A 14,627-nucleotide genomic window follows, 5' to 3' on the forward strand; every position below is an offset into this window, starting at 1 on the left:
TCAGGGCCTGGCGTACCGACGCGACCGGCCGTACCGCACGACAGCCCTCACCTGTGCCTCCCCCGGGCGGTTACGCCCGCCGACGCCGCGGCGACCAGCACCACGCCGACCACCAGTGCCGCCGCCACGACGGGTGCCCACAGCGGTGCCACCCGCAACGTCCACGCGCCCAGCACGGCGCCGCCGAGCAGTCCCAGCAGCCGGCTGACCCCGCCCGCGCCAGCCGCGAACCGGTGCGGATCGAGCACCACGCTGCGGACCACGGTGGTCAGCGAGCCGGTCAGGTACGTCGTCGACGCGCCCCGTACCCCGGAGCTGATGGTGACCACGCTCTGCATCCCGCTGGCCGCCGCGGCGGCGAGGAGCAGCGCCAGCCCGCCGGCGTACCCGGGACGCGCTCCGGTGCCCACCCAGCCACCCGCCACGCCGACCAGCAGCACCGCCTCGGCCACCGCGACGGCCCCGGTCCGGCGTCCCCACCCCGGCCTGACCCGCCGCAGGTACAGGGTGGTGCCGGCCACCCCGAGCGCGTAACCGCCCACCGCCGCCGCCCCACTCGCCAACACCCGGGCATCCGCCGTGGCGATCGCCTGGCCGGACTGCACCAGGTTGCCGGTGATCACGCTCGCGAAGAAACCACCGAGTCGGGTCAGACAGAACACGTCGAGGCAGCCGGACGCGGCGGTCAACACCACCAACAGCCGGACCACCAACCGCCTGGGCAGGACCGACCCATCGGATTCGTCCCCATCGCCGGGTCCAGTCAACCCCGGCCCCGGATGCCACTCATACGACTGCTCTCCCCGGCCCGTGTCACTGACTCGCGAAGCGCTTCTTCCCGCTCCCCCGCCGTCCATGCCGCCGGCCGGGGACTTACGGGCCCGCGGACCAGGACCGCCCAGCCGCGCCCGGGGCACCCGGCGCACGTCCCGGCGCGGCCGGTCCGGTGCGCCCGGGAACATGTGCGGCCGGTCCGGTGCGCCCGGGAGGAGGGGCGCTGTTGCCCCAGCGGGTGACCAACGTGGTGGCGGCGGGCAAGGCGATCGGCACCACCCACATCACCAACGGGCGCTACCGGGCGCACCCGTAGCGCGGGTGCCGTCAGCCGACCTCCGGGGCGCCGGTCTCGGTCAGGCGCCCGTCGGCCAGCCTCAGCCAGCGGGTCACCCCGATCTCGGTCAGGAAACGCTCGTCGTGGCTGACCACCACGAAGGCACCCTGGTAGGCGACGAGCGCGCTTTCCAGCTGGCCGACGCTGACCAGATCCAGGTTGTTGGTGGGCTCGTCGAGAAGCAGCAGCTGGGGCGCGGGTTCGGCGAACAGGACGCAGGCGAGCGTCGCCCGCAGCCGCTCACCACCGGACAGCACCCGCACCGGCAGGTGGACGCGGGAACCGCGGAACAGGAACCGGGCGAGCAGGTTCATCCGGTCGGCGTCGGGCAGGGCGGGCGCGGACGCGGCGAGGTTCTCGGCGACCGTACGGTCGGAGTCGAGCAGGTCGAGCCGCTGGGACAGGTACGCGACGCGGCCGTCGGCTCGGACGGCGGTGCCGGCCACCGGTGGCTGGTCGCCGCTGATCAGCCGGAGCAGGGTGGATTTGCCCGCACCGTTGGAGCCGGTCAGTGCAATGCGTTCCGGGCCCCGGATGGTCAGGTCGACGCCCTCGCCGGCGAAGACCGGGCGGCCGTCGTACCCGGCCCGCAGGTGTTCGCCCTGAAAGACGGTGCGCCCGGCCGGCACGTTGGTGCCGGGCAGCTCGATCGCGATCCGGTCGTCCTGGCGGGCGGCACGGCTGGCCTGGTCCAGGCGGGCCTGGGCGTCGCCGACCCGGTCCGCGTGGGTCTCGTTCGACCGGGCCGCCGAGACCTGGGCATCACGCTTCAGCCCGCCGGCGACGATCCGGGCCAGTCCCGCGTTGGGCAGGTTGCGGGACGCGTTCGATGCCCGGCGGGCGGCGCGCTCGCGGGCCTGTTGCATGTCCCGCTTCTGCCGCTTGAGGTCCTGCTCGGCGTTGCGCACCTGACGCTCGACTGCCTCGCGTCGGCCGCGCGCGGCCTGCTCGTAGTCGGTGTACGTGCCGCCGTACCACTCGATCTCGCCGTGCTCCAGGGCGGCGATGCGGTCCACCTCGTCCAGCAGCGCCCGGTCGTGGCTGACGACCAGGAGGCAGCCGGTCCACGCGCGCAGCACCGCGGTCAGCCGATCCCGCCCCTCGCTGTCGAGATTGTTCGTCGGCTCGTCCAGCAGAAGCACGTCCGGACGCTTGAGGAGCTGGGCGGCCAGGCCCAGGGACACCACCTGCCCGCCGCTGAGGGTGCCCAGTAGCCGGTCCAGGGTGAGATCGCCGAGGCCGAGCCGGTCCAGCTCGGCGCGGGTGCGCTCCTCGACGTCCCAGTCGTTGCCGACTGTCGTGAAGTGCCCCTCACTCGCGTCGCCGGCCTCGATGGCGTGCAGCGCGGCGATGATCCGGTCGACGCCGAGGAGCTGGGCGACGCTCTGCTCGCCGGTGAAGGGCAGGTGCTGGGGCAGGTAGCCGAGCGTGCCCCGCACCGTGACGGATCCGGTGGTCGGGAGCAGTTCCCCGGCGATCAGCCGCAGCAGCGTGCTCTTCCCCGCGCCGTTGGCCGCCACCAGGCCGGTGCGGCCACCGGGCACGGAGAAGGAGAGACCGCTGAACACCGGGGTCTCGTCCGGCCAGGCGAAGGACAGGGCGGAGCAGACGATGTAGCCGTTGGACATGGTGAGATCCTCAGAACGCGTGATCCGGGCGCACACACAGCGGGGTGCCCGGCGGGAAACAGGGACGACAAGATGGCCGCGGCGACAGCGCGATCACGCGCCTGTCGGCGGCCGGTCCGGGATCTCACCCGGAGATGTCGTCGTCACCTGCCACGTTCACTCCGTTCTCCGGCAACTGGGGCAAGAATAACGCGCGGTCGCTGCCGCGACCATCCTGGCGCGCGGTGCCTGGTCGGAGCCCTCGACTACGCCTCGTGACCGTTCGGACGCTCACCGGAAGACGAGTCGCTGCGGGCCGCCCACCGGCGCAGCAGGTCGATGCCCTCGTCGAGCCGGCCGTGCTCGGTCAGCAGCGTGACCAGCAGCGGCAGGGAGCGCCGACTGCCCTGGTCGACGGACCTGCGGAGCAGGTCGATCGCCTCGTCCGGGCGACCGGCGGCGGCCAACAGGGCGGCCAGTTCGTCGTACGCCCGCACGTCACCGTGGTCGGCTGCGACCCGCCAGTACCGCTCGGCCTCGTCGGCCTGCCCCCGCTCGGCCAGGAGAGCGGCCAGGCGGGCCGCGGCGTGCCAGTCGCCGTGATCGGCGCGCAGCCGCAGCTCGTCGGTGTGCCCCCGGTCGGCCAGCAGGTCGACCAGGACGCTGCCCGCGCCCATCGCGCCGGCGGCACCGGAGTCGGCGAGGTCGCGCAGGTACCCGGTGGGGTCGGGCACGGGGGTCAGCCCGGTGGCCTCGGACCCGAAGAACCGGCTGCCGCCGAACTCGTGGCGCAGCCGGTCGTCCAGGTCGTCGGCCAGCGCGATCATGGCGCGTACGGCCAGCAGCAGGTGGGTGGGGACGAAGTCCTGCCCGAAGACGGGGATGGACGCCCAGACCGTGCCGCCGGTGCAGTAGATCCGGCCGACGACCAGCCCGTTTGTCAGGTCGAACAGCCGCTGGTACAGCGTCTCCGTCGGCTCGACGCCGGTGAGCAGCGGCGAGAAGACGTCCACCAGGGGCGGGTCGTCCTGGGCGCGTACGAAGATCATGGCGGAGCCGGCGCGGATGCCCACGTCGCCGTCGGCGTCGACCCGGAGCTGGTCGGCGGTGACGCCGAGGACGGCGGCCAGGATCCCCTTCACCCGTTCCGTCAGCTTGCCGTCGCCGGTGTGCCGATCGGCCGGCCCGGCCACCTGCGGGCGGCTGGGGGCGGTGACCGGCCGGGCCGCCAGCGCGGCGGCCAACCTGGTGCGCCGGGGCACCGGGGCGGTGGTGGCGGTGACGGCCGGCCGGGCCGCCAGCGCGGCGACCAGGCGGCTCCACCGGGTGTCACGCGCCGTCATCGTGCTCACCGTCCGGTCCGGCGGCGGGCGGGTCGGCCGGCGGCTCCACCGTCCGGACCTGGTCGAACATCTTGGCGATCACCAGGGGCGCGGACACCCCGAAGGTGAAGCTGGCGAACGCGGTCTCCGCCAGGCCACCCGCACCGGCCGCGGCGGCCAGGCCGGTGCCGGCCACCGCCCGCAGCAGGACGGCGAAGACGACGATCGGCCGGTCCCGGCGGTCCCGCCACGGCCACTGCCACCGGCCCTCGGACTCGGTGGTCGGGCGCATCATGCCGTAGAGGTTCAGTGCCTCGGCGACGGCGCTGCCGACCATTCCCCACATCGCGGCCATCCATAGAGACACGTCCCTACCCTAGCGATCGAGAGATCCACCACCCGCACCGCCCTCCGCGCGGGTGTCGACGTTATCGCCGACGGTAACCGGCCGGCACAAACCACCGTCCCTTCGGGACGGATCGGCCCGACGGGGCCCAACGGTGAAGAGCCGGACAGCTTCCTGCGCCGTAGGCCGGCGTGAAGACCAGTCGGCCCCAGCCGGGGTCACTCCCGAGACCTGCCGACCCGGGGGTACAGCAGGCGCTACCGCCGGCCGTGGACACTCGCCCGTGGAGAGCAGCCGGAGCGCGGCGCGGCGCGGCCGTCGGGTTGCCGAGATCAATACACTGTGGACTCATTTGGTTCGCACTCGGAGGTGATTCGCGTGCCGCCTTCCGGAAAGGCACCGGGCCGGCGCGGTTCGCAGGCCGCCCGGCCCGAGGGCGGGGCGGGGCGGGTCGGCACCTCCCCACCGCCCCGCAGGCGCAAGCGCGGGGAGAAGACCGGGCAGCCCGGGGCGGCGGGGCAGGGCAGCCCCGAGCCCCGTCCGGCCGCCCCGGACACCCCGCCGGCCCCCGCGGACGGGCAGCCCGACGAGGCGCCGGACCGGTTCTCCCGGCGTAACCTGCTGTTGGCGGCGGGCGGCGGCCTGGCCAGCGCGGTCGTCGGCGCGGCGATCGCAGAGATGTCCGGCCGGCTCACCTCCCCCGGCCAGGCGGTGCGCGACGACCGCGCGGTCGAGGCGGCCAAACAGTCGACGGCCCGGCAGAAGCCGCCGCTGTCCGTCAACGCCTACTATTACGACCGATCCGTCGACGCCATGGCATACCTCTTCGCCCAGCCATTGACGGCGGACCAGCGGCGGCGCGTGTTCACGCCCCCGTCGGGAATGGGGACCGAGGACCTGCTGGTCACCGAGGGCGGCATCCGAGCGGTGGTGACCGTCTCCGACCAGCATCCGTACCGGACGTTCACCCGGGTCCGGCTGTCGGTGGTCGGCCAGTGGACCGGACCGGTGTTCGTCACCCAGATCCGGGCCAGGGTGCGGCAGCGCTCGACGCCACTCGCCGGCGCGTTCGTGTTCCGGGGAAGCCAGGGCGGAGAAGATCCCTTGGAGGTCGCCTTCGACCTGGACGAGCCTGACAGCGTCGCGCGCGTCCTCGAGGACGGCGGCGGGCTCGGGGCGGCGTGGATCGACCGCCACTCGCTGACCCTGTCGCCGGGGGAACCGCTGACCGTCGACGTCCAGGCACAGACGGACCGGTCGTACTGCGAGTGGGTCATCGAGCTCGACGTCGCCCTGGGCGGCGAGCGGCGGGTGATCACCGTGGACGACGACGGCCGGCCGTTCCGGAGCACCGCCCTGGCCCGCCACTACCAGGAGAGGTACCACGCCCGGATCACGGGCGGCTGGCGCACCGACGGCGCCGGACCTCCGGAGTATCAGTCTTGAGCGGCCGACACCGTCGGCTCACCCGACTCGTCGCCGTCGGCGTGCTGCCTGCCGTACTCGCGTTTGCCGTGGTCCGCGCGCTCGGATCGGGTGACGGCGGCGGCGGGGGCCACCAGGCAGCGCCGCCCGGCACCATGGACGCCGGCCCGGTCGGCGCGCTGGACATGACCGCCACGCTCGTGGGCACCCGTCACAGCACGGAGCTGGCCTTCCAGGTACGTGAGGAGCAGGCCAGGAACGGCCCACCGCAGGACGTGCGGGACTGCCGCCAGTTCGCCGCCTGGGCCCAACGGGAGGGCGGCATCGTGGTGGGCTGGGATCCAGTCCACGCCCTGTCGCTGCATGCCCGGCGCGCCGTGGACGTGAACGTCTTCAGCGTCCTGCCGGTACCGGTCGCGGAGGTTCCCCTTACCGAGGAGAACGGGCCCTGGGTCGAGCTGGCCTGCCGCGACGCCGCCGGGCCCCTCACCGTCCCCGGTCCCGTCGCCGGTTCGCCGCGAGCCGACCCGGCCGACGACACGCCCCATGCGCTCGCCGCCGGGCAGAGGGTCGAGCTGCTGGTGGGTCCCGAAATGGCGTGGTCCGACGAGGGCAAGGTGAAGGCCTTTCCGTCCGGTGTCGTCGAGTACCACCTGGAGGTGCGCCTCGGTGTCGACGAGGGGTCGGAGACGCTCAGGCTGCGGAACGGCACCGGGCCCTTCCGGTGCTGCGGACGTGTCACCTTCATGGGCTTCCAGGCCGCCCGGTACGAGTGGACCCTCTCCCCCGCCCGCACACTGCGCTACTGCCCTGAGCTGCGGTACGCCGACGAGCCCCCGCCCCGCACGTGCGCGCCGCGCGAGCCCGGCTGAGTCGCCGACCGACCCGCCGGCCGCGGCAGGTCCGCCGGCGGCTCGGCAGGTACGGGACCCAGGCCCCGTCGGGCCGCCATCCGCTGGCCGGCGGGGCCAGGGCGTCGGTGAGCACCCCGGCTACGGTGAAGGACGGCATCGTCTTCGCCGTCGCGCCCACCACCGCGACGCACCGGAACTCCAGCCCTTTCATGGCGTGCATAGGTGGCCAGGCGCACCCCGTCGGCGTCCGCGCCGGGCTGGTTGCGTACCCGCACGGTCGGCAGCGCTGGCGACGCCTCGGCTCCGCGCATCCCTACGCAGGATGCGGCACAATAATCCGCTCGTATACCCGACGAAGCGGATCTACACGAGCTTCCACTATCAAGGAGTCAATCGGTGACATTGCTGCAGAGAATGGCGAAAGTCGTCAACAACGTCGTACTTCCGCTCGTGTCTTCACCCACGTTGAATCGACTGACGGGGAACCGGATGACTGTCGTTACCTACACGGGACGCCAATCTGGTCGAAGTTTCTCGATTCCTGTGGCGTACCGGCGCACAGGAGAGCGCGTGAGTATCGACGTCGCCCTCCCGAATCACAAGGGTTGGTGGCGAAATTTCACGAGAGACGGAGGGCCAATCACGATGCGAGTCGATGGAATCGACCGACCCGGGCACGCAGTCGCGCGGAGGCAGGGTGGAATGGTGCGGGTCGGGGTCGAACTACTTCCCCCACACAAGCGATCATCCTCGGAATGAGCCCGGTGTTTGGGACTGCCCCTGGGCAGCTGCGGGTCTCAAACGTCCTCCCGCCCACCACTGATGACTCGTGATCCTTGGACAGTTCCGTGCCAGGAGCGCCAGAGGGCAGCGTACGTCCCGCCGGCGCGGACCAACTCGTCGTGGCTGCCCAGCTCCGTGATCCGGCCGTCCTCCAGCACCGCCACCCGGTCCGCGTCGTGCGCCGTGTTGAGCCGGTGCGCGATCGCGATGACGGTCCGCCCGGCGAGCACCGCCGCCAGGGCCCGCTCGGTACGCCGGGCGGTGGTCGGGTCCATCGCGGCGGTCGCCTCGTCGAGGATCAGCGTGTGCGGGTCGGCGAGCACCAGCCGGGCCAGCGCGAGCTGCTGGGCCTCGGCCGCGCCGAGTTGCCGGGCGCCGTCACCGAGCGGGGTGTCGAGGCCGTCGGGCAGGTCGGCGTACCAGTCGGCGCCCACGGCGGCCAACGCGGAGCGCATCCGATCGTCGGTGGCGTCGGGCGCGGCGAAGGCGAGGTTGTCGCGGACCGAGCCGATGAAGACGTGGTGTTCCTGGGTGACCAGGGCGATCCGGCGACGCCGCTCGGCCGGGTCCAGGTCGGTGACCCGGCAGCCACCGATGCTCACCTCGCCCTCGCGCGGGGCGTCGATGCCGGCGAACAGCCGGGCCAGGGTGGACTTCCCCGCCCCCGAGGGGCCGACGACGGCCAGCCGCTCGCCGGGGCGTACCTCCAGGTCGATGCCGTGCAGGACGTCGCGGCCGTCGGCGTACGAGAAGCGCACCCCGCGCGCGACGAGCCGCTGCCCCGGCGGCACGGAACCCGTGCCGGGTGGCTCCGGTGGCACCTCGCCGACGCCGAGCACCCGGGCGTACGACGCGATGCCGCGCTGCGCCTGCTCGGTCCACAGCAGGATCCGGTCCAGCGGGTCGATGGCCTGTTGCAGGTAGAGCGCGGCGGCGACCACCTCCCCCAGCGACACCGCTCCCCGGGACAGCAGGTAGCCGCCGGCGAGCAGCACCGCGGCGACCGGCAGCGGGTAGCTGGCCTCCACCACCGTGAAGAAGACCGTCCGCAGCGCGAGGGTCGCCCGCCGGGTGGCCCAAAGCCGGGCGATGCGGTCGGTGCCGTGCCCGATCCGCTCCTCGGCCAGCCGCAGCGCCTCGACGGTGCGGGCGCCCTCGGCGGTGGTGGTCAGCGTCTCGGTCAGTTCGGCGGTGGCGGCCCCCTCGGCGAGATACGCGGGGCTGGCCCGGCGCAGGTACCAGCGGGTCACCGCCCAGATCGAGGGCAGCCCGGCCAGCGCGACCAGGCCGAGCAACGGGTGCAGCAGGAAGATCGCCCCGAACAGCAGCGCCAGCTGCGCCGACGCGATGACCATGGTGGGCACGACGTCGCGGACGGTGGTCCCGACGGTCGACACGTCGACCGAGCTGCGGGTCGTCAGGTCGCCGGAGCCGACCCGCTCGACGACGGAGACGGGCAGGGCGAGGGTCCGCCGGACGAACTCCTCACGCAGCCGCGCGACGGCCCGCTCCCCGAACCGGTGGCCGGCGTACTGGGCGTACCGGGAGATCAGTGCCTGCGCCAGCACGCAGCCGACGATCGCCAGCGCCAGCCGGTCCACGGTGGCCACGCCGGTGCCCGCGCCGACCTGGTCCACGATGCGGCCGAGCAGCCACGGCGCGGCGAGCCCGGCGACCGTGGCGGCGACGTGCAGCGCCAGCACGACGGCGACCGCCCGCCGGTCCCGGCCGACGAGGTCCACGGAGGCCCGGCGTACGGCGGCCCGGTCCGCCACCGGCAGCCCGCTCACCGCAGCACCCCCTCGACCCCGGCGGACGGGTCGAGGTCGGCGGCGTCGCCGTCCCCGGCCACCAGCGCCCGGTAGCCACGGTCGCGGTCGAGCAGCTCGGCGTGGGTGCCGGTGGCGACGATCCGGCCGGCGCGCAGGTGGGCGACGGTGTCCGCGTGGCCGAGCAGCAGCGGCGAGGTGGTGAGCAGGATCGTGGTCCGGCCGGCCCGCGCGGCCCGCAGTCGCTCGGCGATCCGCGCCTCGGTGTGCGCGTCCACGGCGGACGTCGGGTCGATCAGGATCAGCACCTCCGGCTCGACGAGCAGCGCCCGGGCCAGCCGGACCCGTTGCCGCTGGCCGCCGGAGAGCGTGCGGGCGCGGGTGCCGAGCGGGGTGTCGAGGCCCTCCGGCAGCGCGTCGACGACCTCTTCGGCCAACGCTGCCCGCAGTCCCGCCGTCAGCCGCGCGTCGTCGGTGGCGGCGTGGGCCCGGTGTTCGTCGACCCGGCCGTCGCCGCCGACCCGCCCGGCCCGGTCACCTGACGGCCCAGCCCGGTCGCCGACCCTGCCGGCCTGGTCCCCGGCCCGCCCGGCCCGCAGGACGTCGCGCAGTGTGCCGGCGAAGAGGTAGGAGTCGTGGTCGGCGACCAGGATCCGGGCCCGCACGTCGTCGAGCGGGACGGCGTCCAGCGGCACGCCGCCCCAGGTGACGTCGCCGGGGACGTACCGGCCGAGCCGGTCGGCGAGCGCGTCGGCCTCGCCGGGGTCGGCGGCGGCGACGCCAACCAGCCGGCCGGCCGGGACGGTCAGCCCGGTAACCGGGTCGTGCAGATCGCCGGCCCGGCCCGGGGCAGCCGGATTCCCGGGCGGACGGGCGGTGGGCACGGAGGCCGGCGGGCCGCCCTCGGGCCGCGCTGCCTTGTCGGCGGGCCGACGCGCTTCAGCAGCCCGGCGCGGCTCGGCGAACTGGCGCGGCCCGGCGGACTCGCGCGGGCCGGCGGCGTCGTCGGGGACCAGGGTGAGCAGGGCGACGATCCGGCCGGCGGCGACCCGGCCCCGGATCAGCTGGTAGCTGCCCTCCAGCAGGAACCAGACCGGCACGATGAGGGTCGCCACGTAGCCGTAGACGGCGACCAGTTGCCCGATGGTGATGTCGCCGGTCACCGCCATCCGGGCGGCGAGCCACACCACGGCCGCGAGGAACAACCCCGGGATGGCGACCGTCAGCGCGTCGATCCAGCTGTTGACGGCCCCGACCCGGTAGCCCTCGGCGAGCAGGCGCCGGGACCCGGTGGCGTACCGGCGGGCGAACAGGCCCCGGCCGCCGACCCCGGCGAGCACCCGCAGCCCGGCCACGATGTCGCCCGCCTGGGTGGTGAGGGCGCCCTGCTGCTGCCGGTAGACCGACTCCGCCCGTTCCAGGCGGCGCAGCAGCGGCCCGACGACGAGCGCGATCGCCGGCACGCCCAGCAGCACACACACCGCGAGCGGCGGGGACACCGACCACAGCACGACGGCGATGACCGCGTACGCCAGCACGGCACCCACCCCCGGGCCGGTCAGCGTCAGCACCTGCGAGGTGTGGCTGATGTCGGAGCCGCCGACGGTGGCCACCTCCCCGGCGGCGAGCCGGCGCGGCAGCACCGCGCCGATCCGGGCGAGCTGGCGCAGCAGGACCGCCGCCGAGCGGGCCGTCGCGTCCTCCCGGACGAAGGTCATCGTGCGGTGCCGCATGATGCCGAGCCACGCCAGGCCCACGCCCGCGAGGACGATCGCCGCGACCCAGAACACCAGGGCGCCGTCGTCGCCGGCGCGCAGCCCGTCGTCGACGGCGCGGGAGATCAGGTACGGCCGGACCGACAGCCCGATCATCCAGGCCGTGCCGAACAGGCTGCCGCGCAGCACCCGCCAGGGCTGGCAGCGGACCAGCCACCACATGTAGCTCAGCGGCCCTCTCGTGTCCGGGACACCGGGATCGGGGTGGGGAATCTGCGGCGGCACCCGCCCAAACTACCGAGCGGCTCCGACGCGTGCAGGCCCGTTTCCGCGCGGCGCGGTCAGGTGGTCGGTGTGGTGAGGAGGTAGTCGTCCGCGTCCGCGTTCCACTCCAGCCGGACCGCCCCGCTGGTGGCGGCCGCCTTGCAGAACTGGAGGAAACCGCGGTAGCCGAGCTTCTTCTCGCTGAAGTCGGGCCGGACCCGGCGGAGCTGGTTCTTCAACCCGGACAGGGCCACCTCGCCGTCGTCGCCGGCCAGGTCCTGCACCACGGCGCGCACCAGCGCGAACGCCACCTCCCGGTCGCCGTGCTCGGGCAGGGACACCTCCGGGTCGCCCTTGGCCGGGCCCTCCGCCAGCTCGATCACCGTGTGCGCGGCGAGGTGCCGCAGCAGCTCGCCGAAGGTGCGGAACCCGTAGTCGGACTCGCTGAAGGTCGGGTCCTTGCGCAGCAGGGTGCGCTTCAGCGTCGAGGCGGTCACCTCGCCGCCGGAGCTGCCCTGGAGGCCGGCCACGGTCTGGGCCACCAGCACGGCGAGGGTGTCGACGTCGCGGGCCGACTCCTCAGCCGCCGGCTGCGGCTCGGGCTCGCGCTCCTGCTCCTGCTCCGCCGGCGGCGGCTCGGCGTTGGGCAGCCGGGCCGGCCGGCCGCGCCGGCCCCGCGCCGGCGGGGCGTCGACGCCTTCGAGACGGTCGTAGTAGAGGAACTCGTCGCACGCGGGCGGCAGCAGCGCCGAGGTGGACTTCTCCACGCCCACGCCGATGACGCGCTTGTTCAGCTCGCGCAGCTTGTGCACCAGCGGGGTGAAGTCGCTGTCACCGGTGCAGATCACGAACGTCGAGACGTACGCGCGCTCGAAGGCCAGCTCGACGGCGTCGACGGCCATCTTGATGTCGGCGGCGTTCTTGCGGGAGGCGCCCATCCGCTGGGGCATCTCGATCAGCTCGACGTGGGACCGGGTGAGCATCCGGCGGTCCTCGTCGAAGTACGACCAGTCGGCGTACGCCCGCCGCACCACCACCCGACCGCGCTCGGCGAGGGCGTCGGCGATGGGACGCAGGTCGAACGCCATGCCGCCGAGGTGTTCGCGGGCCCCCAGGGCGAGGTTCTCGTAGTCGAGGAAAAGGGCGATCCGGTCTTCTTGATCCACGGCTGCCAGCCTACGCCCGGCCACCCGGCCCACCAGCGGGTACGCGCCGCGAACCGCGATCGCGTGCGGGCTCGCCGCCGTCAACGCCGCTCTCGCCGGCTGCCCCGGTCAGGTCCCGACGGGGCGCCCCGTGCCCGGTCCGAATGTCGTGCCACGGCGTCGGCCGGGCCGCGGGCCTGTCCCTCGTCGCGGACCGAGCCGAGCAGGATGTCCAGCGGGACCGGGCGACCCAGGTGGAAGCCCTGGCCGGCGTCGACACCCAGCCGGCGCAGCGCGGGCACCAGCGGTTCACGGTCGACCGACTCGGCGACCGTGTGCATGCCCAGCCCGTGCGCGGCGCGGACGACCGCGTCGATGAGGACGGGGTCGGCTCCGCCCCGGTCGGCCTGGTGGACGAAGTCACCGGCGATCTTCACGGTGCTGAACGGCAGGTGCTTGAGGTAGGTGAAGGACCCGAACCCGGCGCCGAAGTCGTCCAGGCTCAGCCGGCAGCCGGCGTTACGCAGCGTACGGGCGAGGTTGCGGACCGCCGCCACGTTGGTGATCGCCGCTGTCTCGGTCACCTCCAGGCCCAGTCGGCCAGCCTCGACGCCGGCCGCGCGCAGCCGCCCCACCACCCAGTCGCCGAAGCCCGGCGATTCCATCGAGCGGGCGGAGATGTTGACGTCGAAGCACATCCCGACCGCCGCGGCCCACCGATCGGCCAGCGCCGACGTGGCGGTGGCCACCACCCACCGGTCGAGCTCGCCGATCAGGTCGTCGCGTTCCACCGTGGGCAGGAAGTCGGCCGGGGGCAGCGGCGGCTGCCGGCCGTCGCGCAGCCGGATGAGCAACTCGTGGCTGACCACCTCGCTGGTCAGCAGGTCGACGATCGGCTGGGCGTCGAGTTGCATCCGGTGCTCGTCGAGGGCGCTGCGGACCCGGGTCACCACGTTGACCCGCTGCACCGCGTGCCGGTACTGCTCCGGGAGGTACAGCCGGGCCCGGTTGCGGCCGGCGTTCTTCGCCTCATACAGGGCGAGGTCGGCGTGGGCGAGCACCACGTCCCGGCTGTCGCCGGGCCGCAGCGAGGCGGCCCCGATGCTCAGGGTGACCCGCAGCCCGGCATCGGTCAGCGGCACCGGGGTGCCCACGGCTGCGTTGCACAGGCCCTCGGCGACGGCGAGGGCGTCGCCGGCCGAGGCGTCGGGCAGCACGACTGCGAACTCGTCGCCACCCAACCGGCCCAGCACCGTGCCGGGCGGAAGGTGGTGGGCGAGCAGCCGGGCCAGCACCCGCAGCACGTCGTCGCCCACGCCGTGCCCGTGCACGTCGTTGATGTCCTTGAAGTTGTCGATGTCGATCAGCAGCAGCGCGCCGGACGGGTCGCCGCCCGGGACCAGCAGGTCGTCCAGACGGGCGAGCAGGGCCCGGCGGTTCGGCAGGTCGGTCAGCGGGTCGTGCTCGGCCAGCCGGATCAGCTCGTCCTGGGCCCGGCGCCTCTCGGTGATGTCGTGGGCGGTGCCCAGGACGCGCGCCGGTGCGCCGCCCCCGTCGGTGAAGACCTCGCCGTAGCACTCGAAGACGCGCAACGTCTCGCGGTCCGCGAGGTACATCCGGTGGGTGAACGAGAACGGCGCCCCGGTGCGCAGCGCGGTCTGCAGGGTCCGCTCGATCATGGCTACGTCGTCGGGGTGCAGCAGCTTCCGGTACGACGGGTAGTCCAGCGCGGTGCCCGGCGGGAAGCCGACCATCTGCAGCAGCACGTCAGACCAGACGATCTCGCCGGTAGACACGTCCCACTCCCAGCTACCCACCTTGGCTAGCTGCTCGATGTGGGTGAGGCGCCAGCGGTGGTTGCGCCCCTGCTCGCGCTCCCGACGCTCGGCGGTGACATCGCGCACCTCGTACAGGCGCAGGCACTGCCCTTCGTGGTGTAGGCCCTGGCAGCGCACCTGGAGCCAGCGGGCGGGGCCGGCGGCGTCGGGCCAGGGGGCCTCGATGGCCGGGCCGCCCGGCTCCACCTGGGTCACCGGCAGGTCCTCCGGCCGGACGCCCAACCGCCGCGCGGCCTCGTTCGACCACAGGCACCGGCCGTCGGGGCCGAGGACCATCAGGGCGGTGGACGCGGCGTCGGCGGCGGCGGCGGGCAGAGTCCTCACCTGGTGGTCACCCCGTCCCTTGCCCCGTCACGACACCAGCACACGGTGATCCGACCGCGACGCGGAGTCTACCCACGGGCGTGGGCGCGGTGCTCGCCACGCTCACGGGTGACCGGTGGGTACG

The 14,627-nt window shown here is 74.0% G+C and carries 11 protein-coding genes; 3 read left to right on the forward strand and 8 right to left on the reverse strand.

Annotated features, from left to right (window positions below):
- Positions 1–47: 47 nt before the first annotated feature.
- Positions 48–767, reverse strand: a complete 720-nt coding sequence (locus ACH4T9_RS17550; protein ID WP_396672398.1) for a YoaK family protein — start codon at positions 765–767, stop codon at positions 48–50.
- Between the two features lie 233 nt (positions 768–1,000).
- On the opposite strand from ACH4T9_RS17550, the gene ACH4T9_RS17555 reads away from it, so the two are divergent.
- The gene (locus ACH4T9_RS17555) at positions 1,001–1,090 is read left to right on the forward strand and encodes a hypothetical protein (protein WP_396672397.1); all 90 of its coding nucleotides are present in this window, start codon (positions 1,001–1,003) and stop codon (positions 1,088–1,090) included.
- An 11-nt stretch (positions 1,091–1,101) separates the two neighbouring features.
- On the opposite strand, the gene abc-f is transcribed toward ACH4T9_RS17555, so the two are convergent.
- From abc-f to ACH4T9_RS17570, 3 genes are all read right to left on the reverse strand, one after another.
- Positions 1,102–2,739 (reverse strand): ribosomal protection-like ABC-F family protein, encoded by a 1,638-nt coding sequence (gene abc-f / locus ACH4T9_RS17560; RefSeq protein WP_396672396.1) that lies wholly within the window; start codon positions 2,737–2,739, stop codon positions 1,102–1,104.
- Between the two features lie 245 nt (positions 2,740–2,984).
- A complete protein-coding gene (locus ACH4T9_RS17565) occupies positions 2,985–4,061 on the reverse strand; it encodes a T3SS (YopN, CesT) and YbjN peptide-binding chaperone 1 (RefSeq protein WP_396672395.1) in 1,077 nt (358 codons plus the stop codon).
- Positions 4,048–4,407, reverse strand: coding sequence for a hypothetical protein (locus ACH4T9_RS17570; protein WP_396672394.1), 360 nt, complete (start codon positions 4,405–4,407; stop codon positions 4,048–4,050). The genes ACH4T9_RS17565 and ACH4T9_RS17570 overlap by 14 nt, the downstream gene beginning before the upstream one ends.
- A 357-nt stretch (positions 4,408–4,764) precedes the next feature.
- Here ACH4T9_RS17570 and ACH4T9_RS17575 point away from each other — a divergent pair, with 357 nt between their 5' ends.
- Entirely contained in the window at positions 4,765–5,832 is a 1,068-nt protein-coding gene (locus ACH4T9_RS17575) for a hypothetical protein (protein ID WP_396672393.1), read from the forward strand.
- Positions 5,829–6,683, forward strand: coding sequence for a hypothetical protein (locus tag ACH4T9_RS17580; RefSeq protein ID WP_396672392.1), 855 nt, complete (start codon positions 5,829–5,831; stop codon positions 6,681–6,683). Before ACH4T9_RS17575 ends, ACH4T9_RS17580 begins: the two co-directional genes overlap by 4 nt.
- 779 nt (positions 6,684–7,462) lie before the next feature.
- Here ACH4T9_RS17580 and ACH4T9_RS17585 read toward each other — a convergent pair.
- The 4 genes from ACH4T9_RS17585 to ACH4T9_RS17600 all read right to left on the reverse strand — a co-directional run bounded on the left by ACH4T9_RS17585 (position 7,463) and on the right by ACH4T9_RS17600 (position 14,503).
- The gene (locus ACH4T9_RS17585; protein ID WP_396672391.1) at positions 7,463–9,238 is read right to left on the reverse strand and encodes an ABC transporter ATP-binding protein; all 1,776 of its coding nucleotides are present in this window, start codon (positions 9,236–9,238) and stop codon (positions 7,463–7,465) included.
- Positions 9,235–11,217: an ABC transporter ATP-binding protein gene (locus ACH4T9_RS17590; protein WP_396672390.1), complete on the reverse strand. Its 1,983-nt coding sequence runs from the start codon at positions 11,215–11,217 to the stop codon at positions 9,235–9,237. Before ACH4T9_RS17590 ends, ACH4T9_RS17585 begins: the two co-directional genes overlap by 4 nt.
- Before the next feature lie 56 nt (positions 11,218–11,273).
- On the reverse strand, positions 11,274–12,362 hold the full coding sequence (locus ACH4T9_RS17595) for an NYN domain-containing protein (RefSeq protein WP_396672389.1): 1,089 nt from the start codon (positions 12,360–12,362) through the stop codon (positions 11,274–11,276).
- Between the two features lie 80 nt (positions 12,363–12,442).
- A complete protein-coding gene (locus ACH4T9_RS17600) occupies positions 12,443–14,503 on the reverse strand; it encodes a putative bifunctional diguanylate cyclase/phosphodiesterase (protein ID WP_396672388.1) in 2,061 nt (686 codons plus the stop codon).
- Positions 14,504–14,627: the final 124 nt, after the last annotated feature.

The organism is Micromonospora sp. NPDC020750 (assembly GCF_044334565.1).
Lineage (GTDB): Bacteria > Actinomycetota > Actinomycetes > Mycobacteriales > Micromonosporaceae > Micromonospora.